Below are 21,209 nucleotides of genomic sequence, written 5' to 3' on the forward strand. Positions count from 1 at the left end.
CATGAACCGCATTCTCGAAAGTCTTGGCTGGATGGGCCGCTATCTGTGGGCGGGCTGGGCCGGGCTTTCAGGCATTTTCTGTTTTCTCGCCGCCTGGCAGGCCGGGCATGAGATTTATGGCTCCTTCATCCTGCCTTCGCCGGGGGAGACCTTCGCGGCAATGGGGCTTTTGGCGGCGCGGCCGGATTTCTTCGCCATCCTGTCGCAGAGCGCCGTCAGGGCCCTGACCGGCTTTGCCATCGCGGCCGGCATCGGCACGGTGGCGGGCGTGCTGGCGGGCTATTCCTTCGCGTCCATGCGGTTGATGAAGCCTGTCGTCACCGTTCTGCTCGGCGTGCCGCCCATCGGCTGGATCGTGCTGGCGCTCATCTGGTTCGGCTCGTCCGGCGGCACGGCTGTCATGACCGTCATCATCGCCTCGGCCCCCGTGTCCTTTGCCGGTGCGCTGGAAGGTGTCGCCAAGCGGGACCGTCAGCTGGAGGTGATGGCGCAGGCTTTCGGCGCTCCGTGGTTTTACCGGCTGCGCACCGTCACCATGCCGCATGTGCTCTCCTACCTCTTCCCGGCCTGGACGACGACGGCGGGAAGCGCGTGGAAAGTAACCGTCATGGCCGAGCTCCTTTCGAATTCCGGCGGGATTGGCGGCGAACTGGCCACCGCACGTGCGCTGTTCGACATCGCGCAGGTCAGCGCCTGGCTCGCCATCACCGTCGCGCTGGCGCTGCTCACCGATTACGGCCTGCTGCATCTGCTGCGCGAGGCGCTGGAACGCTGGCGCGCCGCCGGGTTGCCATGGGGTGTCAAGCGATGAGCGACCGTTCCATCCTGCGTTTCGAACATGTCGGCCACGCCTTTCTCGGCCGCAGCCTGTTCGAGAATTTCGATCTCGGCATAGCGCCGGGGGAAACCGTGGCGCTGCTCGGCCCCTCCGGCAGCGGCAAGACAACGATTTTACAGATCGCAGCCGGTATCATCGATCCTGTTCGCGGCCGCGTGCACCGCCATTATCGCCGGCAGGGTCTGGTGTTTCAGGAGCCGAGGCTGCTGCCGTGGATGACATTGATCGACAATATCGCCTACGGCCTTGCGGCGGCCGGCATGCCGAAACGGGAGCGGCGCGAAAGGGCGGGCCTTTTTGCGCTGGAGGTCGGTCTGGAGGTGGCTGATTTCGGCAAATATCCGGTGGAACTCTCCGGCGGCATGCGCCAGCGCGCGGGCGTTGCGCGGGCGCTCGCCGTGGAGCCGGACATGCTGTTTCTGGATGAGCCCTTCAGCGCCGTCGATGTCGGCCTGCGCCGTCATTTGCAGGAGCTTCTGGTGGGCGCCGCCCGTCGGCGCGGTTTTTCCACGCTTCTCGTCACCCATGATCTTCATGAGGCGTTGCTTGTTGCCGACAGGCTGATCGTGCTCTCCGGCGTCGATGGCCGAGTCGTTGCCGCGCATAAGCCCGCGGGTGCGCCGGGCCGGCGCATGGCGCGTGCGGTTTTCGACGAAGCGGAGCGCCTGTCCGAGAGCCCGGCCTTCGCCGAATTATTTTCAGCAAAGGAGCGTGTGCGATGAGGCAGCCCCCCATCCTTTCTGAAGCCCTGCGGCTGTTTTTCCCTCTGGCCGCCCTGCACGGCGCGGGCTGGCCCTTCCTGTGGGTCGTCATCGGTGGTTATGCCCTGCCTTTCGCCGATGCGGTGCCTGCATCGCAATGGCACGCCCATGAAATGATCTTCGGCACCTATGGCATGGCGCTTGCCGGTTTTCTTGGCTCAGCGGTGCCGGAATGGACGGATACGAAGCCCGCGCAGGGACGAACGCTGCTTCATCTCGCCGGTCTCTGGCTGCCGGACCGCCTTATCGGCCTTCTCGGGATGGAGGCATGGAGCCTGTTTGCAGGTTTTTTCGATCTCGCCTTTCTGCTCGCGCTCTCTGTTCTCATCGGCAGGGCGATGCTGGCGCGGCGCACGATGAAACACCCGGCATTCCTTATCTGGCTTCTTCTGTTTACGGCGGCTGAAGCGGGTGTGCGTTATGCCTGGTGGAGCGGCGATCTCGAACTTGCATCCCGCTTGCTGGAGGCGGCGCTGTGCATTTTCACCGTGCTGTTTTCGCTTTCCGCCGCGCGTATCAATGTGGTTGTCATCAATCTGGCGCTCGATCCGAGCGGCGAGACCACGCCTTACCGGCCTCATCCCGGCCGCCAGCATATGGCGGGCGCCATGGTGACGCTTTACATGGCGGCGAAACTTTTCTTTCCGCAGAGCGATGTCTGCGCCTGGCTTTCGCTTGCGGCCGGCGCCGCCTTTTTCGACCGGCTGGCCGAATGGTTCATCGGGCGTGCCGTCTTTAAGACCGAGGTGCTGTTGCTTGGCCTCGGCAACGCCTTTGCGGGCGCGGGTTTTCTGGCGCTCGGCGCGACACGGCTCGGTTTTTCCGTCACGCCCGCCGCGGGGCTGCATCTGCTGTCGGTCGGGGCGCTGGGATGCGCCATCATGGCCGTCTTCATCATTGCCGGGCTGCGGCATACGGGCCGCAATCTGACGCATCTGCCATGGCAGGCGCATGTGGCCGCCCTTCTGATGGCGACGGCCGGGCTGGTGCGCATCCTGCCGGAATTCGATTTTGCCGCAACATTATCGCCCTATCACCATGGCCTCAGCGCCGCTTTGTGGGCGGCTAGCTTCTGGGTCTGGTTGCAGGGCTTCCTGCCTTTCATGCGCGCGCCAGGCGTCGATGAGGCGGGCGCATGCGGATGAGACAGACCTTGCCCCGCTGCGTCGACATCACTGTTCCGACGAGTTTGTTTATTTTTTCGGCAAAAGCACAATGTGAAATCAGTGGCTTAGAGGAGGGATATTGATGAATGTTAGTTTTAATAAATAATCAATAAAATCAAGTGGTTGAACATACTTTCTTTTTGGTCGATTATAACTCCAACCAAATAGGGAAACGCGAATATGCCTAAAATAGTCGCGCCTCAGCACGCAGATGAAAAGCCAAGCCGGACGATGGAACTTGTGACCTTCGCCGTTCTGGCCTTCGGAATCTGGCCCATTCTGGCGGTCGGATTTGTCGGAGCCTATGGTTTTATTGTCTGGATGTTCCAGATCATTTACGGCCCACCGGGGCCGCCCGGACATTGAGGGCGAGATGATGATGGAAGTCTCTCTCAGCCGGCGCGATTTCCTGCGCGGCGGGCAAAAAAATAGACCACGCATCTGTCCCCCCGGGGTCGCGTTGAGCGACCTCGCCGCGTGCAGCGGTTGTGCAAAATGCGTGGAGGCCTGTCCCACCGGCATCATTGCCATGGCGGACGGTTTGCCTTGCGTGGATTTCTCCGCCGGGGAATGCACCTTCTGCGGCAAATGCGCGGAGGCCTGTCCCGAACCGGTCTTTGCCGCCCCCGCGGCGCAGCGCTTCGATCATGTCATGGCGATCGGTGAGGGGTGTCTTGCCTTCGGCAATATCGATTGTCAGGCCTGCCGCGATGCCTGCCCGACTGAGGCCATCCGGTTTCGGCCCCGGCGCGGCGGCCCCTTCGTTCCGGAACTGCTGGAAAATGCCTGCACCGGTTGCGGGGCCTGCGTGTCCGTCTGCCCCGCCAGTGTGATCGAGATCAAAGAGAGAGCCACGGAGATGCAATATGCCTGAAAATACAGGCCGGTATCATGTTTCAAGCGCCGTGGTGGCGGTGATGCCGCAGATGCGGGACGCCGTACTGGCAACGCTTTCAGCACTCGACAATGTCGAGGTTCATGGCGAGGGCAACGGCAAGGTCGTCATCGTCATAGACGGCACGAGCACCGGCATGCTGGGCGATACGCTCACTTATATTTCGACACTCGACGGTGTGATTGCCGCCAACATGGTTTTCGAACACGTCGACACAGAGGAGACAAGCGGCGATGAGCAGCGAACTGACGCGGCGTGATCTATTGAAGGCCCATGCCGCCGGCATTGCGGCGGCAACGGCGGGCATTGCGCTGCCGGCCGCCGCCCAGCCGGTGCCGGGCGGGGTTTCCGCATTGCAGATCAAGTGGTCCAAGGCGCCCTGTCGTTTCTGCGGCACGGGCTGCGGCGTCATGGTCGGCGTCAAGGAAGGCAAGGTCGTCGCCACCCATGGCGACATGCAGGCGGAGGTCAATCGCGGTCTCAACTGCATCAAGGGCTATTTCCTGTCCAAGATCATGTATGGCAAGGACCGCCTGCAAACCCCGCTTCTGCGCAAAAAAGGCGGCGTCTACGCCAAGGACGGCGAGTTCGAGCCGGTGAGCTGGGATGAGGCTTTCGACGTGATGGCGCAGCAGTGCAAGCGCGTGCTGAAAGAGAAGGGGCCGACGGCCGTGGGCATGTTCGGCTCCGGCCAATGGACGATCTTCGAGGGCTATGCGGCCACCAAGCTGATGCGCGCCGGCTTCCGCTCCAACAATCTCGATCCCAATGCACGCCACTGCATGGCGTCGGCCGCTTACGCCTTCATGCGCACCTTCGGCATGGACGAGCCGATGGGCTGTTACGATGATTTCGAACATGCCGATGCCTTCGTGCTCTGGGGCTCGAACATGGCGGAGATGCATCCCATTCTGTGGACCCGCATTGCCGACCGGCGTCTGGGCTTCGACCATGTGAAGGTGGCTGTGCTTTCGACCTTCACCCATCGCAGCATGGACCTTGCCGATATTCCGATGGTCTTCAAGCCGGGCACGGATCTCGTCATCCTCAATTACATTGCCAACCACATCATCAAGACCGGGCGCGTCAACGAAGACTTCGTGAAGAACCACACGAAATTCGTGCGCGGCGTCACCGATATCGGTTATGGCCTGCGGCCCGACAATCCGGCAGAGGTGAATGCCGCCAATTCCGCCGATCCGACCAAGACCGAAGCGATCGATTTCGAGACCTTCAAGGAATTCGTCTCCGAATACACGCTGGAAAAGACCGCCGCCATGACCGGCGTGGAAGCCGGCTTCCTGGAGGAGCTGGCCGAGCTTTATGCGGACCCGAACCGCAAGGTCATGTCGCTGTGGACCATGGGTTTCAACCAGCATGTGCGCGGCGTCTGGGCCAACCAGATGGTCTACAACATCCATCTTTTGACCGGCAAGATTTCCGAGCCTGGCAACAGCCCGTTCTCGCTCACCGGCCAGCCCTCGGCCTGCGGCACGGCGCGCGAGGTGGGCACCTTCGCCCATCGCCTGCCGGCCGACATGACGGTGACCAACCCGGAACACCGCAAACATGCCGAGGAAATCTGGCGCATCCCGCACGGCATCATCCCGGAAAAGCCGGGTTACCACGCCGTGCAGCAGGACCGCATGCTGCATGACGGCAAGCTGAATTTCTACTGGGTGCAGGTCAACAACAACGTCCAAGCCGGTCCCAACACCAAGAACGAGACCTATCAGGGCTATCGCAACCCGGAAAACTTCATCGTTGTTTCGGATGCCTATCCGACCGTCACGGCCATGAGCGCCGACCTCATCCTGCCCGCCGCCATGTGGGTGGAGAAGGAGGGGGCCTATGGCAATGCCGAGCGGCGCACCCATGTCTGGCACCAGCTTGTCGAGGCCTCGGGCGAGGCGCGCTCCGACCTCTGGCAGCTGGTGGAATTTTCCAAACGCTTCACCACGGATGAGGTGTGGCCGGCGGAGATACTGGACGCCAATCCCGCCTATCGCGGCAAGACGCTGTACGAGGTGCTCTTCAAGGACAGCGATGTCGGCAAGTTCCCGTTAAGCGAGATCAACGGCGAATACGAAAACCAGGAAGCAAAACACTTCGGCTTCTATCTGCAAAAGGGTCTCTTCGAGGAATATGCCACCTTCGGGCGCGGCCACGGCCACGATCTGGCGCCTTACGATGCCTATCACGAGGTGCGCGGTATGCGCTGGCCTGTGGTGGATGGCAAGGAAACGCTGTGGCGTTACCGCGAAGGTTATGACCCCTATGTCAAACCGGGCGAGGGCGTGAAATTCTACGGCAACAAGGACGGCAAGGCGGTCATCATCGCCGTGCCCTACGAGCCGCCGGCGGAATCCCCGGATGCGGAATTCGATACCTGGCTGGTGACGGGCCGCGTGCTGGAGCACTGGCATTCCGGCTCCATGACCATGCGCGTGCCGGAACTCTACAAGGCCTTCCCCGGCGCCCGCTGTTTCATGAATGCCGACGATGCGCGCAAGCGCGGGCTCAATCAGGGCGCGGAAATCCGCATCGTTTCTCGCCGTGGCGAAATACGCTCCCGCGTGGAAACGCGCGGCCGCAACCGCATGCCGCCCGGTGTCATCTTCGTTCCCTGGTTCGATGCCAGCCAGCTCATCAACAAGGTGACGCTCGACGCAACCGATCCCATCTCCAAGCAGACGGATTTCAAGAAATGCGCAGTCAAGATAGAGCCGGTCGCATGATCAGGAAACACGGATGGATGATCGCCGCTTTCGTCGTTGCGACGGTGGCGACGGGGGCCGTTGCGCAGATGGTGCCGGAATTGTCTGGCCCGCGCGGCGATGCCATGCAGACCGAACCTGCGAAACCCCTGCCGAAATGGGTGATCGACGATTTCAGGCGCATGCGCGCCTATCCGGAGCAGCCGCCGGTCATCCCGCATTCGATCGACGGTTACCAGCTTTCGGTCAATGCCAACCGCTGTCTCTCCTGTCACAAGCGCGAATTCACGCAGGATTCCGGCGCGCCGATGATCAGCGTCACCCATTACATGACGCGCGAAGGCCAGATGCTGGCGGATGTTTCGCCGCGCCGTTATTTCTGCACGGCCTGCCATGTGCCGCAGGCCGACACACGGCCGCTCGTGCCCAACACCTTTCAGGACATGAGCGAAATGGGCGTCAAACCGGCGGGTAGCGAATGATGATCGCCCGTGTGAAAAAACTTCTCGCGTGGCTCTGGGCGGTTCTGACGACACCGGCCGGCACGCTCAGCCTCGCCTTTCTCACCCTTGGCGGTTTCGTCGGCGGGGTCATGTTCTGGGGCGCGTTCAACACCGCGCTCGAAATGACCAACAAGGAAGCCTTCTGCATTTCCTGCCACGAGATGCGCGCCAATGTTTATGAGGAATTGACCCGGACGGTGCATTTCTCCAACCGTTCCGGCGTGCGCGCCTCCTGTCCGGATTGCCATGTGCCGCATGAGTGGACGGACAAGATCGCCCGCAAGATGCAGGCCTCGAAGGAGGTCTGGGGCAAGATTTTCGGCACCATCGATACGCGCAAGAAGTTCCTCGACAAGCGGCTGGAGCTTGCCCAGCACGAATGGTCCCGCCTGAAGGCCAATGACAGTCTGGAATGCCGCAACTGCCATTCCTCCGCCGCCATGGACTTTACCAAACAGACACAGCGCGCCGCCGATATTCATTCCAAATATCTGCTGACGGGCAAGGCCACCTGCATCGATTGCCATAAAGGCATCGCTCATGAATTGCCCAATATGGAAGGCATAGACCCCGGCTGGAAAATGCCGCCGGCGCTCAACGACCAGCCGGGGCCGACGGCCTCTGCCGTCGACGACCTTAGACGTGCGATGACGGATGTGCATCGGAACGTTTTCTGATCGCCTGAAAAAGAAGCCGTGCATCCCTTCGGGCGCACGGCGTTTTCGTCAGTAGAACCGGATCGCGGCTGTCGCGACGATCCGGTTGCCAATATGTCTGTGGCTTAGCCGATCTTCACATTGTCATCGCGCTTGATGGCGATGACGGTCGAGCGCGGCAGCTTGCCTTCGCCATCCGGGAAGGGGGCGTCGGGGTGCTGGATGCCGACGAAGTGGGTGCGCTTGTCGCCGGACCATGTCTGGCCGGTGACTTCGGAACCCTTCGGGGCGGTGAGGAAGCGCTGGATACGGCCGGTGGCCGGGTCGCCCGCCAGCATCTGGTTGTTGCCCTGGCCGGCGAAGTTACCTTCATTGGTGTCCTCGCCATCGGTCTGGATCCACAGCAGACCGGTGCTATCGAACATCATGCCGTCAGGCGAATTGAACATGTTGCCTTCGTTGATGTTCGAAGAACCCGCATAGGCGTCCTTGTGGACGGTGGGGTTGCCGGCCATGCAGAACAGGTCCCACTTGAACTTGCCGTCCGCATGGTCGTCATTTTCCGGATACCAGCGCACGATCTGACCGTATTCGTTCTTTTCGCGCGGGTTGGCGGCATTGATCGTCATGGCGTCGCCGCCGGCATTGGCGCGCAGCTTGCCGTCCTTCATTTCGCCACGGCGGCTGTTGTTAGTCAGCGCGCAATAGGCTTCGATGGCGACCGGGTTGATGGCGACCCATTCCGGTCGGTCCATCGTCGTTGCGCCCACCTTGGAAGCGGCCTGACGGGTGAAGACGCAGATTTCGTCGATCTTCATGCCGGTGGTTTCAGGCGTCAGGGCGAGCCATTCGCCGGCGCCGTCGTCGGAAAACTTCGCGACGTAGAGCGTGCCTTCGTCGAGCAGCTTCGAGGTGTCGCCGCCCGGCACGTAGATGCCGTTGGAGACGAATTTGTAGAGGAATTCGCCACGCTCGTCGTCACCCATGTAAACGACGACACGGCCATCGCGGGCGATGACCACGGCGGCGTTTTCGTGCTTGATGCGGCCAAGCGCGGTGCGCTTGATCGGGGTGGAGGAGGCGTCCGAAGGATCGATCTCGACCACGTAACCGGCGCGGCGCGGTTCGTTGGGGTTCTTGGCGACGTCGAAACGCTCGTCGAATTTCTCATAGGCGTAGCGCGTCTCGGCGACGATGCCGTAACGCTTGTAGTCGTCAGGCAACTTGAAGGCGGCGTCGGTGGTGCCGAAATAGCCGTTGAAGTTTTCTTCGCAGGTGAGATAGGTGCCCCACGGCGTGCGGCCGGCGCCGCAATTGTTGAAGGTCCCGAGACAGTCGACACCCTTCGGGTCGGCGGCGGTCTTGACGAGATCGGAGCCTGCGGCCGGGCCGGAAAGCTTCATCGGCGTATTGTGGTGGATACGGCGGTTGAAGGGGCTGTCGAGAACGATCTTCCAGCCATCCTTGTCTTCCGCGACTTCCATGACGGTGACGCCCTGCATGTTCTGCAGGATCTTCACGTCGTCGGCCGTCTTCGGATTGCCCTTGTCAGTGTGCGGCAGGTTGATTTCGGGGTTCACATATTCATGGTTGACGGCGATCAGCTGGTGGCTGCCGACCACGAAGAGTTCCATGCCGTCGGTGTTTTCGCCGAAGACCTTGTCGGAGTTTTCAACGCTGACGCCCTTGGCGGGGTCGAGATCGGGAACGTTGGAGAACAGCGGCTGGCCCCATTTCGCCAGCGGCTTCCAGTTATAACCTTCCGGGACATGGATGGTGTTGTCGGTGGCGGCGGCAACCGGCTTGAAGGGGAAACGGCCGACGGCGGCTTCCTGCGCTTCGGCCGAGGTGCTGCTCATCAGGTTGCCGAGCGTGCCCATGGCGGCCGCGGCCGAACCGAAGGCAAGCACGCCGCCGAGAAAGCCGCGGCGGGAAATCGCGGTTTCGACAACGCGGTCGAAATCGGTTTCGGCCGGCGGCGGGTTCTGCAGTTCGTCCCACTCGTCCCAGGACAATTTGCTCGTATCGATGTCGGTCATAGTCTGTCTCCACCGTTGCTTGTTTGGAATCATTCCAGCAAGGTGCCTACCGTCCGAATATTTCATTCGGATGACGGAAAGGGCAGTATCGGCGGTCATTTTCCCTGCGCCGGGGCGGCGTTTTTCGTCAGCGCCCGATCAGGATGCGGGTGACAAGAAAGCCGTCGAAGCGGCAGAAACGGAAGGGAATCTCCGTTCCCCTGCGCCATTCGCCTATGTCGGCGGTCAGCCGCAGCGAGGACGAGCCGTTGTCGTCGAAGCCGGATAATTCCGCCGCCTCGAAAAAGAAAAACCGTTTCACTGTCGGATAAAGCGCCTTGAACAGGCTTTCCTTGGCCGAAAAAATCAGGCCGGTCATGAAGGGGTCTATGACGTTGCCGAGGTTGTGGCGTTCATGCGCCGTCAGGGCCTGCGCGGCGATATCGCAGGCTTCCTCTTCAGTCAGGAGCCTTTCGATATCGATGCCGATGCCGCGGAACCGCCCCGAAGAGCCGGCAATGGCAATCGCCCGCTCATGGCTGTGGGAAATCGCGCCGATCACGCCTTCGGGCCAGATCGGCGCGCGGTCCTCACCCATACCGGGAAAGCTGGAGCGGCCGGTGAGACGGCGGATGGCTTCGGCCGCGCATCTGCGCCCGGCGATGAACTCCGCCTTGCGTTTGGGCAGGGCGTGTAAAAGCTGCGGCGGCAAGGGAGGGACCTCGCCGCCGCAACCCTCATCGGCGCTGTAATGAAGGGTGAGGCAATGGCAATCGCAGCTGTCGTCCGGCCAAGGCCAGATGGCCTCCGGTGGATCGCCGGAGACGGCTTTGCGATGAAACGCCGTTGCAATGGCCATGTCCGTCACCTTCATCCAGCGGCCTAGATCATGCGCTCACGCTTTTCGCCATCCCGCGTCTGTTCAGGCCGCAAGCGTTGCGCCGCCATCGACGACGATCTGCTGCATCGTCACGTGGCCTGCCTGATCGGAGGCGAGGAACAGCACCGTATCGGCGATATCGTCCGGCCTCGCGATCTTGCCGAGCGGAATGCCGAGCTTGAACTGATCGGGCAGGCCGGCGACCAGCCGGTCCTTGCCGGAAGGATCGCTCAACATGCCGGCAAGCATCGGCGTATCGGTGGAGCCGGGGGAAACGACATTGCAGCGCACGCCATAAGGCGCAAGCTCAAGGGCGGCGCAATGGCTGAGGCTGACCAGCGCCGCCTTGGAAGCGCAATAGGCCATCATGCCGATGCGCGGCACGACGGCGGCATTGGAGCCGACATTGACGATGGCGCCGCGCCCCTGCCGCTTGAAGGTGCCGCTCCATTGCCGCAGCATATAGAACGGCCCGGCGGCATTGACATCCATGCAGGCCTTCCAGTCCTCTGGCGTCAGGCTTTCGCTGTCGCCGAGCCGTAAAATGCCGGCGGCATTGACCAGAATATCGAGCCCGCCCCATTCGCTCTCTATCGCCTTGCAGGCCGTCTCCACCGCCGCCGCGTCAGTGATGTCGAGCGCGATCTGGCGGAAGGGGGCCTCCGCCGTGTCAGCCAGAAGGTCGAGGCCGATGACCTCGGCCCCTTCCTCGATGAAACGTTCGGCGATGCGGCGGCCGATGCCCTGGGCCGTGCCCGTCACCAGCACGCGCCGTCCGGTAAATCTCTGTTGCGTCATCTTGTCCGTCCGCTCAGGCTGCGAGCCGCTTTTCTTCGATCAGCGTCCACCAGGCGGAAAGTGTCGGCACACGGGCCAGCTCATCGAAGCCGACGGTGACACCGCGCTCCTTCAATTCGCCGGCGAGCTTCATCACCTGCAGCGAATCCAGCCCGTAGAAGATCAGGTTTTCATCGGGGTCGATATCGCTTTCATCCTCCACCATCTGCAGGACGCGGGCTTTCAGCCATTCGCGGGTGCCGGTGGCCTCGCCTGCGCCGACAAGGCTTGCGGTGTCGATCACCACGCCGCAGCGCGTCGCCACATATTGCAGCGCCATGCGGTGTTCGGCCTCGGAAAAATCGGCGACACCGTCACCGATCATGAAGGGCTGAATATCCTTCATGAAGGCTTCAACCGCCGTCATCATGCAGCCGATATGGGCGTAAACGCCGCCGACGATGATCTGGTCGCGGCCCCAGCCTTTCATGCGCTCAGCAAGATCGGAACGCTGGAAGGCGCTGTAGCGCCATTTGGTCAAAACCACGTCGTCGGGCGTCGGCGCGAGCTTGTCGACCACCTTCTGCAATTCGGGATCGACGACAGTAAGACCCGGTCCCCACATGTCGTTCAGCAGCGCGCGGTCGCCGGGCGGCTGGTTATGCGGCTGGGCGGTATAGATGACCGGCACGCCGTTCTGAACGGCCCATGCCTTCACCTTGGCGAGATTGTCGATGAGGGCCGTGATCAACTTGCCGTCCGCCTCGTAGAACCGCAGGAAATAACGCTGCATGTCGTGGATGAGAAGCACGGCGCGTTTCGCATCGGGCTGCCATTTTGTCTTGTTGGCCGGAAAGCTCGCGGCGACCGGCATCGGATAGTCGGAAATGGTGGGGATCGTCATGATGACCTCGGTTTTTTGCTGCGCCGGCTCGGGCGGCGCGTAATCTTTGGAATTGGGGACGCCCTTTTGAGCGTCCCTTTCGGTTGGCGCTGCCTGTCAGGCGCTGATGGCGACGGGGGCCATCAGCAGGTCGCGCAGGCGCTTCTTGTCGATCTTGCCGACGGCGGTGAGCGGCATGGCCTCGATGAAGCGCACGCGGTCCGGCAGCTTGTAATCCGCGACGCCGAGACCGGCGAGATGCTGGCGGATGGCCGGCGCCCTAAGCGCGGGATTGCGCGACACGACGAAGACGCAGCTTTTTTCGCCGAGAAGTTCGTCCTGCATCGCCACCAACGCCGCGTGCGTCACATCCGGATGCCGCAGGATCAGGTTTTCCACCTCTTCCGAGGCGACCTTTTCGCCGCCGCGATTGATCTGGTCCTTCACCCGGCCAACGACCCGCAGATAACCTTCGGGCGTGCGCTGCACGACGTCGCCGGAATAATAGAAGCCGTCCTTATCGAAGACCCGGGCGCTGTGTTCGGGGGCGCGGTAATAGCCCCGGAACGTGTAGGGACCACGGGTCGCCAGCATGCCGGCTTCGCCCTCGGGCACGTCGTTGCCGTCCTCGTCAACGATGCGGATTTCGTCGTCCGGGCTGATCGGCCTGCCTTGCGTGGTGAAGACGATATGGTCGGGGTCACCGAAGCGGGTGTAGTTCACCAGACCTTCCGCCATGCCGAACACCTGCTGCAGATCGCAGCCCAGCACCTCCGGCACCTGGCGGGCGAGCGCTTCGGCGAAGCTTGCGCCCCCAACTTGCAGGAGCTTGAGGGATTTCAGCCGTTCGCGATGGGCGGGAGCCGCCTGCAGCCACAGCGCCACCGCCGGCGGCACCAGCGGCACAATGTCAACGCGATGTTTTTCGATCAGATCGAAGCAGGCAAGCGGCTCCGGATTGGCGGCCATGACCACGGCACCGCCGGCGTGGAACACCCCAAGCGCGCCGGGTGAGCTCATCGGGTAATTATGCGCCACCGGAATGGCGCAGAGGAAGCGGGTCTGCGGCGACAGTTCGCAAATCTCCGCGCTGGCCCGGGCGCTGTAGTCGTAGTCGTTATGCGTCCGGGGGATCAGTTTCGGCGTTCCGGTGCTGCCGCCGGAAAGCTGGAACAATGCCACCTCATCGGCGGCGGAAGGGGCGTAAGCCGGTGGATTTTCGGCCGGGGCGGCCAGCTTCTGCTCCAGGCTGCGCTGCGGATCGGTTTCGCCGAGCAGCAGGGTCACGGCAAGCTTTGGAGAGACCGCCTTCAGCGCCTCCACAAATGTGTCATCGGCGAAAAGCTCGTGGCTGCGTGAGGCGATCACCAGCTTCGGCGCGATCTGCTCCGCATAGGAGGTCATTTCCAGTCGGCGATGGCTGAAAAGCGCATTGACGGGGGCGGCGCCGATTTTGATGAGCGCGAAAAAGACGAGATAGAACTCGGCTATGTTCGGCAATTGCACCAGCGCCGTATCACCCCTGCCGATGCCTGCGGCGGAGAGATGTCCGGCCAGATTGGAGGATTGCCGGTCGAGGTCGGCGTAGCTGAAACGACGGTCGCCGCAGATCAGCGCTGTGGCGTCCGGCCGGCGCTCCACCTGTTCGGCGAGAATGCCGCTCAGCGGCCGGTCGATCCAGTAGCCGCGTTCGCGGTATCGGCGAACGAAATCCTCGGGCCAGCGTTGGAATTCGATTGTCATGGTTTGTCCCTGGAAAAATTAGGCCGCAAGACCGCAGGCGTTCAGCATGGTCTTGAGCTTGGTCTGCACCTCGGCCCATTCGGATTCGGGCTCCGAGGCCTCCACGATGCCCGCGCCGGCGAAGAGCCGCACGGTTTCCCGCTGCACGGTGCCGCAACGGATCGTCACCACCCATTCGCCATTCCCTTGCGAATCCGTCCAGCCGACCATGCCGGTGAAGAGGCCGCGCTCGAAAGGCTCGACGAAGCGGATGAGGCGATGGGCGCGCTCGGTGGGGAAGCCGCAGACGGCTGGCGTCGGGTGCAGCAGGCAGGCAAGCTGCAGCGCATTGGTTTCCGGATCGGCGAGACTGCCTTCGATGCGGGTCGAAAGATGCCAGAGCGCCGCCGTATTGATGAGGGAGGGTTTTTCGGGAACATCGAGTTCCGCGCAGACCGGCGAAAGCAGCGAGCGGATATCCTCGATGACGAGGCTATGCTCGTAATGATCCTTTTCCGAGGCCGAGAGCCGATGCGCATTGGCCTTGTCCGCCGCCGGATCGACCATGCGTTTTGCCGATCCCGCCAGCGGGTTCGAGGTGATTTTCTCGCCCTGCTTGCGAATAAGAAGTTCCGGGCTGACGCCGATCAGGTCGCCGCCATCGGGCAGCGGAATGCGGAACTGGTAACCTTCGCGGTTCTGTTTGGCCAGACTCGCCAGCAATCTTTCGACATTGACCTCGGAGGCGAAAGTCAGTTCACGCATGACGGAAAGCACCGCCTTGCGGACTTCGGAATGGCGGAAATTGACGATGGCATGTTCGACGGCATGCTTGAAACCGCTCTCGTCCGGCAGGCTGTTCTGGCCGACAAGTGCAGGCATGGCCGAATCGGCGACGATCGGCTCCGCATCCTTGGAATTCCATTCATAGTTGTATGGGATATATAGGCATGAGGGTTCGCTGACATCGAAGGGGATCGCGCCGATGGCGATTGGGTTCTCCTGTCCCTCCCGCTGCGCACGCTCGAACGCGCCGGCCAGTGCCTGCTGCAGCGGGCTGGCAATGTCTTCGCCGCCGCGGGCAGGAATCGCTATCTTTTCGCGAATGCCCTTGGCGCGCAATTGCCCGTTGCCGGACGTAAACAGAAATTCTCTATTAAATTCAGTAATTTCGTCGGATTCGACGTCATTCGTCCTGAGTGCTCCCGTTTTCATGGGATGCCTCCTGTGCGAGTGGTTGACGATGGCTTATACTTGAGTATGCTAATCATGTTTTGTCAACCGGTACAAACTCACATGCTAAATTTAACCCCGATGCAGGTGGCCTATTGGGTCGGCCGCGAGGCGGATGGAATACTCGGGAAAGTTACGCCGCATCTTTACCTCGAATTCGACGGGCAGGCGGTGGATGCGGAAAAACTGGCCGTTGCCGTGGAAAGGCTCTGCCGGCGTCACCCCATGCTGAGCCTCAGGATCGATGCTGAAGGGCTTCAGTCCGTCGATCCTGCCGGCCGGCCGCTCCGCCTCGATGTGGAGGACATGGCCGCGCTTGATTCGGAGGCGCTTGCACGCCGTCTTGAGGCGAAGCGCGAGGAATGGAGCCATCGCCGGGCCGATTTACGCATTGCCGCACCGGCGGCGATCTCGCTCAGCCTGTTGCCGGGGGGACGTTGCCGTCTGCATGTGGACACAGACATGCTGGCCGTCGATCCGGCCAGCGTGCGGATGGTGATGGAAGACCTTGCCCGTTTTTACGAGACGGCGTCAGGCGCAGACGAAGCCCGGACTTTCGAATCAGTGGCCCCGTCGTTTTTCGACTGGGCGGAACGTCTCATGTCCGATCCGGACTTGCGGGGCCTGCGCGAAAGGGACCGCCTGTGGTGGCGGCAACGGCTTGCCGATGTTCCGGACGCGCCGCCGTTGCCGTTTTTGTCCGATGACCCCTTGCGCGCCGTTCACACGGACCGGCTCGCCACGCTGCTTTCAGCGGCGGAGCGTAGCAGTCTGGAGCGGACAGCGCGGCGTTTTTCCGTGACGACATCGACCCTTCTGCTCAGTGTTTTCGCACTGGCGCTGTCTCAGGCGGCGGGGGCGGAAAAATTCCGGCTTTCCGTGCCGGGTTTCTGGCGCGCGCCGCTGGTGCAAGGGGTCGATGAAATCGTCGGCGAATTTTCCAACGTGCTCGTGCTCGGCGTCGATATCAGGCCTGAAGAAACGCTCGAGGCGCTGCTTGGTCGGCTGTTCGATGAGATGAACGGGCTTCTCGCACACCAGTCCTATCCGGGCGTCAGCGTGATGCGCGATCTCTCCCGCCAGCGCGGTGGTTTGCAGACCTCGCCGGTGGTTTTCACCGCCGGGGTCGATCTTCCGGGCGGGGAGCTGTTTTCGGAACGGGTCGGGCGGGTGTTCGGTCCGATGGTCCACACCGTCTCGCAGGGGCCGGGGGTGGCGCTGGATGCGCAGGTGGCGGCGTTGGATGGCGGGTTGCTGATCAACTGGGATGTGCGGCTCGATGCGCTGCCGGAACGCTGGCTGCGCGCCCTGTTCGAAACCTACGTCACTCTTCTTCGCCGGATCGCGGAAAGCCCCGATCTCGCTTGCGAAAGCGTGGCGCGATTGGTCGCGCAGCGGCCGGAAACGGCAGCCGAGGCAAAAGGAAAACCCATGGAACGTCCCCTCTCACCCCTGCAACAGGCCTATCTGCTCGGGCGCGGCGCCCATCTGCCGCTGAGCGGGGTGGCCATGCAGGAGTTCCGCGAATATCGGGGCGATATCGCCCCGGAACTGCTGCGGTCGCGGCTTGCCGCGATGGTCGCGAGACATGAAAGCCTGCGCACCCGCATCGACGAGCGACGGCTGGTGCAGATGGTCGCCGATGAGCCGAAGATCAATCTCGATCTCGTCGATCTTTCGGCCCTGCCTCTTTCGCAAGCCGAGGCAAGGATCGACACGGTGCGACGGGATTTTTCCCATGCACATTTCGATCTCGCAGCCTCGCCATGGCAGGTCACGGTGTTTCTTATGCCGGATGCAGGGCCGACGGGGCATAAGATCGTGGTCTTCCTGCGTTTCGACGCGCTTATCCTTGATGGGCGGGCCATTGCCAGCCTCGCGGCGGAACTCTTCGATGGCGTCGTGCCGCCGGAAGCCGCCGCAACGGCCGAAACGCCGAAGGAGGATATTTCGGCGGCCCGTTCCGGGGATGCCGCCTATTGGGCTGAAAAGTTGAAAGATGCCGAGGTGCCCTCGCAACTGCCGTGGAAAGCACCGCTCGAAACCATTCCCACCTCGCGTTACAGCCGCCAGAGCCTGACTGTCGAAAAACAGCGTTTCACCGCCTTTTCACGCATCGGTGCGAAAGAGCGGCTGTTCAAAAATTCGGCGCTGACGGCCGTTATCCTCGATGTGCTCTCGCTCTGGCTCAACGAAGGCGCGCTCGTCGTCGGCATTCCCGTCGCGCCGCAGGTGGAAGGCGCCTTCGCCAACCGCTCCAGCTTCATCGCCGTCCAATGGGATGCGGCCAGGAATAGCTTTGCGGAGCGGGCGGCAGGCCTCCAGACGGATGTGCTGGAAGGGCTGAACCATCTCGCCTTTTCGGGTATCGATCTCAATCGTGTACTTCTCAATGCCAATCCGGGCGGGCTCGCCTTGCCGGTGGTGATCACCAACGGTCTGACCTGGCCGACGCTTTCATCCGAATCGACGATGCAATGGACCGGCGGGCTTACTCAGACGCCACAGGTGACGCTGGATTTCCGCTTTTCGCAGAATCCGCAGGGCGATCTCGTGCTCGATATCGACTATGCCGAGCAGGCGATCGATGCGGCGATGGTGGCGGATATTCTCGCCGCCATCGAGCGTGCGATTGCCTGGATCGCCAATAACGGCGCTTTCTCCTTCAACGCACGCGATATTGTCGACCTGTCCCACTACCGGCTGAACGGCGACGAGAGAAACTTCGCCTGCCCGCCATTTCTGGAACGGATCGCCGGCCATCTTTTCGAGGGCGACCCGTCGCGCACGGCGCTCGTCAGCGGCAAGCGACGTATCTCCTATGGCGAACTCGGTCAGATGGTGGCAGGGGCGATGGCGGGCCTTAAGGCGCGCGGCATCGGCCGCGGTGATGTCGTGGCCGTGTGCCTGCCGCGCAGCCCGGAACATACGGCCATCACGCTCGCCGTAGCGCTGATGGGTGCGGTCTGGGTGCCGGTCGATGCCGGCTCGCCGGAAGATCGCCTGCGCTATCTGCTGACCAATTGCCGCCCGGCGATCATCGTCGCCCGCAGCGTTCCGCAGGGTTTCGACGCTGTCGATCCGGCGGCGCTTCTGTCCGCGCCCGCACCGGCTGGCGCACCCGTTACCATGGCGGAGGTGGCGGCGCTCTCCCAAAGCGAGGAGCCTGCTTACTATCTCTATACCTCCGGCACGACAGGCAAACCGAAATGCGTCGTGCTTTCCAACCGCGCCACGGCCAATGTCATCGGCAGCACGCTTGCGGAATGGGCGGTGACGGATAGCGATGTGTTCATCTCCGTCACGCCACTTCATCACGACATGTCCGTCTTCGATGTTTTCGGTGCGCTCGTCGCAGGAGCGACCCTGGTGTTGCCGGAACCGGGCGAGGAAAAGGATGCGGTGCGCTGGAACGAGCTGGTGGCCGAACATGGCGTCACCCTCTGGTGCTCGGTGCCGGCCATTCTCGAAATGCTTCTCTCCTGCCGCCGTGGCGACCAGCTTGCTTCGCTGCGGCTCGTGGCGCAGGGCGGCGATTACATCAAGCCGATGATTATCGAAGAACTTCGCCGGCTGAAGCCCGACCTGCGGCTGATATCGCTCGGCGGGCCGACGGAAACCACGATCTGGAGCATCTGGCACGAGATCGTTGCGGAAGATGTGGCGGCCGTGCCCTATGGCCACCCGCTGCCCGCCAATCGTTACTTCGTCCTCAACGATCAGGGTGGCCATTGCCCGGCCGGTGTCGTTGGCCGCATCCATACGGCCGGCGTGAATGTCGCCATCGGTTATCTCGAAGATGGCGCGATTACCCAGACGGATTTCGTGACGGTTGCCGATCCAGAAGGAAACCCCGTGCGCGCCTTCCGCACGGGAGACCGGGGCCGTTACCGGCCGGATGGCAAGATCATGTTTGCCAGCCGCGTCAATGGTTACGTCAAGGTGCGCGGCGTGCGCGTTTCTCTGCCGGATGTGGAAAACGAGCTTATCCGCCATCCTTCCATCCAGCGCGTTCTGGTGGTGGATTACGGCGTCGAACAAAAGGGCGAGGCGGCCATCGGCGTGCTTTACGTCGTTGCACCGGGCCTTGATCTGTCGACCGCCGATCTGCGCAATTTTGCCCGCCAGCATCTACCGGAATCGCATGTGCCCGGCCGGTTTCTCAAGGTCGACGATCTGCCGCTCTCGGCCAATGGCAAGCCGGATCGCCGTCGCGCCCGTGAATTGCTGACCGGTGCTGCGGAAGCGGCAAAAATCTCCGCCCCTGCGGCTCCCGCCGTCGATCAGGGCGACCGCCGGGTGCTGGATATCTATCTCGGCGTGCTGGGTAAAAAACCGGCTAATGTGGATGCGAACAGCGACCTGCTGGCGCTCGGTCTTCTGCCTTCGCATCTGAAAACCGTCTCGGCTGAAATCCGCACTGCCTTCGGCGTGGAGCTCACACCGCAGCAGCTTTTGCGGTGCCGCAACGCCAGACAGGTGACTTCGCTCCTGGCCGCCCGGGCGGCGTGAACCCAATCATTTCGGGCGGCACTTCGCGCCCGATAACGGAAATTGTGCAAGGAAAAACAGATGGCGCATATCGATCCTGCCGGCGGCTGGCTTCCACTGACGCAGCCGCAACTCGATTTCTGGGAGGAGTTTTCCTTCCATCCCGACGACCCGGTTTCCACCGTCGCCCATTACATCGATCTTTCCGGTGCGGTGAATGAAAGCGCGCTCATCGAGGCGATCAAACGCACAGTGCGCGAATCCGAAGTCCTGTCGATCCGTTTCCGCATCGGCGACGATGGCGAGACGCCGCAGCAATGCTGCGATCCAAGCCGTGCCCCTGTGGTGGAGCTTGTCGATCTCCGCGGCGATGCCGCTCCCCTGGAGGAGGCGCTGCGGCGCATGAACGCGGATGTGGAAGCAAGGCTCGATCTCAGAACCGACAGGCTTTCGGCGCAGCTGCTCTACCGTATCGCCGACGATCGTTATCTCTGGTACATCCGCGCCCATCATATCGTCGTTGATGGTTATGGCCTGACGCTGGTGGAGCAGCGTTGCGGCCAGCTTTACGGGCACTATTGCGGCAAAGGCGAAGCGGGTCCGGATTTCCACCCCTTCGGCGATTTCCTTGCCGAAGAGGATGCCTACAGGCAAAGCCGGCGTTTTGAAAAGGACCGCGATTTCTGGGCGGCCTATCTTGCCGCACCCGCCGATCTGCCGGTGCTGGACAAGGATTGCGAGGACTATGGCGGCGGTGGCCTGCATACGGACGCGGCCTTGCCGCAGGGTTTCAGCACGCGGTTGCAACAGGTGGCCGGCGCAACGGAGATAGGCTGGCCGGACCTTCTGGTGCTGCTATCCGGCCTTTATCTCCACCGTGTCCTGCCGCGGCCGGATCGCGATGAGCTGACCTTGTGGCTGCCCTTCATGAGCCGTTGGGGCAGCGTCGGCGCGCATATGCCGGCCATGCTCGTCAATATTTTGCCCTTCCATCTCACCATCGAGCCGGGAGAGAGCCTCGGCGCATTTCTCACGCGCAACGCCGCCAATCTGCGAAAGCAGCGCCTGCATGGCCGCTACCGCATCGAGCAGATCGCCGCCGACCGGGAAATCCCGAAGGGCCGGCGCTTCTTCTTCTCGCCGCTCATCAATGTCCTGCCCTTCAGCGCGCCGGTCTTTGCCGGGCTTACCGTTGTCAGGCACATCCTCGCCAACGGTCCCGGCGACGGTTTCAACCTGACCTTCCGTGGCGAAGATGACGGCAGCGAGCTGAACCTGCATATCGATGCGGATTCGGCGCTGACGCAAGCGGAGGATTTCGCCCGTTACCGCGAGGAACTGCCATTGTTCCTCGATGCCATGCTGCGCGAGGAGGCGCTGACGCTTGCGGCGGAGGAGGCGTCCACGGCGTTCCGTCTGGCGGTTTGAGGGGAAGGCCGATAACGCTTCCCCTATACTCCACGTCATCCTCGGCCTTGTGCCACTACTGTCCGGTTTAAATTTGCGGCTATTGGAAGGCCATCTGGTTTTGGTTTGTGGGTTTGTCTGGTGGCGGGTTGAGAAGCCGATCGGTGCGTCGCCGGTGCATGAGGTTTGCGCGTACCAGCCGGGCGAAGGCGAGTGGGCTTGGCACGGTCTTCTGGTCAGCCTGCGCCAATCGCAGGAGCAG

The 21,209-nt window shown here is 62.3% G+C and carries 17 protein-coding genes and 1 pseudogene; 11 read left to right on the forward strand and 7 right to left on the reverse strand.

Annotated elements, in window-relative coordinates:
• Window position 1 precedes the first annotated feature (1 nt).
• From PIB16_RS23960 to PIB16_RS24000, 9 genes are all read left to right on the forward strand, one after another.
• Window positions 2-811: an ABC transporter permease gene (locus PIB16_RS23960; RefSeq protein ID WP_080857850.1), complete on the forward strand. Its 810-nt coding sequence runs from the start codon at window positions 2-4 to the stop codon at window positions 809-811.
• Window positions 808-1,560: an ATP-binding cassette domain-containing protein gene (locus PIB16_RS23965; protein WP_080857851.1), complete on the forward strand. Its 753-nt coding sequence runs from the start codon at window positions 808-810 to the stop codon at window positions 1,558-1,560. The genes PIB16_RS23960 and PIB16_RS23965 overlap by 4 nt, the downstream gene beginning before the upstream one ends.
• Complete coding sequence (locus tag PIB16_RS23970; RefSeq protein ID WP_271046452.1) at window positions 1,557-2,744, forward strand: NnrS family protein; 1,188 nt, start codon at window positions 1,557-1,559, stop codon at window positions 2,742-2,744. The genes PIB16_RS23965 and PIB16_RS23970 overlap by 4 nt, the downstream gene beginning before the upstream one ends.
• Window positions 2,745-2,945: 201 nt before the next feature.
• Complete coding sequence (gene napE, locus PIB16_RS23975) at window positions 2,946-3,131, forward strand: periplasmic nitrate reductase, NapE protein (protein WP_271046453.1); 186 nt, start codon at window positions 2,946-2,948, stop codon at window positions 3,129-3,131.
• Window positions 3,132-3,138: 7 nt separating this feature from the next.
• Window positions 3,139-3,639 carry a ferredoxin-type protein NapF gene (locus tag PIB16_RS23980; protein ID WP_080857853.1) on the forward strand — a complete coding sequence of 167 codons (501 nt, stop codon included), beginning with the start codon at window positions 3,139-3,141 and terminating at the stop codon, window positions 3,637-3,639.
• A complete protein-coding gene (locus PIB16_RS23985) occupies window positions 3,632-3,919 on the forward strand; it encodes a chaperone NapD (protein ID WP_080857854.1) in 288 nt (95 codons plus the stop codon). The genes PIB16_RS23980 and PIB16_RS23985 overlap by 8 nt, the downstream gene beginning before the upstream one ends.
• On the forward strand, window positions 3,894-6,398 hold the full coding sequence (napA, locus tag PIB16_RS23990; RefSeq protein WP_220318242.1) for a periplasmic nitrate reductase subunit alpha: 2,505 nt from the start codon (window positions 3,894-3,896) through the stop codon (window positions 6,396-6,398). The genes PIB16_RS23985 and napA overlap by 26 nt, the downstream gene beginning before the upstream one ends.
• Window positions 6,368-6,859 carry a nitrate reductase cytochrome c-type subunit gene (locus PIB16_RS23995; RefSeq protein ID WP_065655264.1) on the forward strand — a complete coding sequence of 164 codons (492 nt, stop codon included), beginning with the start codon at window positions 6,368-6,370 and terminating at the stop codon, window positions 6,857-6,859. Before napA ends, PIB16_RS23995 begins: the two co-directional genes overlap by 31 nt.
• 2 nt (window positions 6,860-6,861) lie before the next feature.
• Window positions 6,862-7,557, forward strand: coding sequence for a cytochrome c3 family protein (locus PIB16_RS24000; RefSeq protein ID WP_269313700.1), 696 nt, complete (start codon window positions 6,862-6,864; stop codon window positions 7,555-7,557).
• Window positions 7,558-7,661: 104 nt separating this feature from the next.
• On the opposite strand, the gene PIB16_RS24005 is transcribed toward PIB16_RS24000, so the two are convergent.
• The 6 genes from PIB16_RS24005 to PIB16_RS24030 form a co-directional block, all read right to left on the reverse strand.
• Entirely contained in the window at window positions 7,662-9,575 is a 1,914-nt protein-coding gene (locus PIB16_RS24005; RefSeq protein WP_080857856.1) for a PhoX family protein, read from the reverse strand.
• A 127-nt stretch (window positions 9,576-9,702) separates the two neighbouring features.
• Window positions 9,703-10,413: a 4'-phosphopantetheinyl transferase family protein gene (locus tag PIB16_RS24010; protein ID WP_271046454.1), complete on the reverse strand. Its 711-nt coding sequence runs from the start codon at window positions 10,411-10,413 to the stop codon at window positions 9,703-9,705.
• A gap of 63 nt (window positions 10,414-10,476) precedes the next feature.
• Window positions 10,477-11,232, reverse strand: a complete 756-nt coding sequence (dhbA, locus tag PIB16_RS24015; RefSeq protein WP_078053267.1) for a 2,3-dihydro-2,3-dihydroxybenzoate dehydrogenase — start codon at window positions 11,230-11,232, stop codon at window positions 10,477-10,479.
• A 13-nt stretch (window positions 11,233-11,245) separates the two neighbouring features.
• Window positions 11,246-12,115 carry an isochorismatase gene (locus PIB16_RS24020; protein WP_078053266.1) on the reverse strand — a complete coding sequence of 290 codons (870 nt, stop codon included), beginning with the start codon at window positions 12,113-12,115 and terminating at the stop codon, window positions 11,246-11,248.
• A gap of 96 nt (window positions 12,116-12,211) precedes the next feature.
• On the reverse strand, window positions 12,212-13,837 hold the full coding sequence (locus PIB16_RS24025; RefSeq protein ID WP_078053265.1) for a (2,3-dihydroxybenzoyl)adenylate synthase: 1,626 nt from the start codon (window positions 13,835-13,837) through the stop codon (window positions 12,212-12,214).
• A gap of 18 nt (window positions 13,838-13,855) precedes the next feature.
• Window positions 13,856-15,031 carry an isochorismate synthase gene (locus PIB16_RS24030; RefSeq protein WP_271046455.1) on the reverse strand — a complete coding sequence of 392 codons (1,176 nt, stop codon included), beginning with the start codon at window positions 15,029-15,031 and terminating at the stop codon, window positions 13,856-13,858.
• A gap of 81 nt (window positions 15,032-15,112) precedes the next feature.
• Between PIB16_RS24030 and PIB16_RS24035 the strand changes: the two genes are divergently transcribed.
• The gene (locus PIB16_RS24035) at window positions 15,113-19,561 is read left to right on the forward strand and encodes an amino acid adenylation domain-containing protein (RefSeq protein ID WP_271046456.1); all 4,449 of its coding nucleotides are present in this window, start codon (window positions 15,113-15,115) and stop codon (window positions 19,559-19,561) included.
• Window positions 19,562-19,621: 60 nt separating this feature from the next.
• A complete protein-coding gene (locus PIB16_RS24040) occupies window positions 19,622-20,968 on the forward strand; it encodes a condensation domain-containing protein (protein WP_271046457.1) in 1,347 nt (448 codons plus the stop codon).
• A gap of 79 nt (window positions 20,969-21,047) precedes the next feature.
• On the opposite strand, the pseudogene PIB16_RS24045 reads toward PIB16_RS24040, so the two are convergent.
• Window positions 21,048-21,209, reverse strand: a pseudogene (locus tag PIB16_RS24045) (IS4 family transposase); the annotation flags it as partial.

The organism is Agrobacterium sp. ST15.13.015 (genome assembly GCF_027871645.1).
Taxonomy (GTDB): domain Bacteria; phylum Pseudomonadota; class Alphaproteobacteria; order Rhizobiales; family Rhizobiaceae; genus Agrobacterium; species Agrobacterium leguminum.

Coding starts and splice junctions, on each gene's coding strand:
- PIB16_RS23960 (WP_080857850.1), top strand. CDS start 2: ATGAACCGCATTCTCGAAAGTCTTGGCTGGATGGGCCGCTATCTGTGG.
- PIB16_RS23965 (WP_080857851.1), top strand. CDS start 808: ATGAGCGACCGTTCCATCCTGCGTTTCGAACATGTCGGCCACGCCTTT.
- PIB16_RS23970 (WP_271046452.1), top strand. CDS start 1,557: ATGAGGCAGCCCCCCATCCTTTCTGAAGCCCTGCGGCTGTTTTTCCCT.
- napE (WP_271046453.1), top strand. CDS start 2,946: ATGCCTAAAATAGTCGCGCCTCAGCACGCAGATGAAAAGCCAAGCCGG.
- PIB16_RS23980 (WP_080857853.1), top strand. CDS start 3,139: ATGATGATGGAAGTCTCTCTCAGCCGGCGCGATTTCCTGCGCGGCGGG.
- PIB16_RS23985 (WP_080857854.1), top strand. CDS start 3,632: ATGCCTGAAAATACAGGCCGGTATCATGTTTCAAGCGCCGTGGTGGCG.
- napA (WP_220318242.1), top strand. CDS start 3,894: ATGAGCAGCGAACTGACGCGGCGTGATCTATTGAAGGCCCATGCCGCC.
- PIB16_RS23995 (WP_065655264.1), top strand. CDS start 6,368: ATGCGCAGTCAAGATAGAGCCGGTCGCATGATCAGGAAACACGGATGG.
- PIB16_RS24005 (WP_080857856.1), bottom strand. CDS start 9,575: ATGACCGACATCGATACGAGCAAATTGTCCTGGGACGAGTGGGACGAA.
- PIB16_RS24010 (WP_271046454.1), bottom strand. CDS start 10,413: ATGGCCATTGCAACGGCGTTTCATCGCAAAGCCGTCTCCGGCGATCCA.
- dhbA (WP_078053267.1), bottom strand. CDS start 11,232: ATGACGCAACAGAGATTTACCGGACGGCGCGTGCTGGTGACGGGCACG.
- PIB16_RS24020 (WP_078053266.1), bottom strand. CDS start 12,115: ATGACGATCCCCACCATTTCCGACTATCCGATGCCGGTCGCCGCGAGC.
- PIB16_RS24025 (WP_078053265.1), bottom strand. CDS start 13,837: ATGACAATCGAATTCCAACGCTGGCCCGAGGATTTCGTTCGCCGATAC.
- PIB16_RS24030 (WP_271046455.1), bottom strand. CDS start 15,031: ATGAAAACGGGAGCACTCAGGACGAATGACGTCGAATCCGACGAAATT.
- PIB16_RS24035 (WP_271046456.1), top strand. CDS start 15,113: ATGCTAAATTTAACCCCGATGCAGGTGGCCTATTGGGTCGGCCGCGAG.
- PIB16_RS24040 (WP_271046457.1), top strand. CDS start 19,622: ATGGCGCATATCGATCCTGCCGGCGGCTGGCTTCCACTGACGCAGCCG.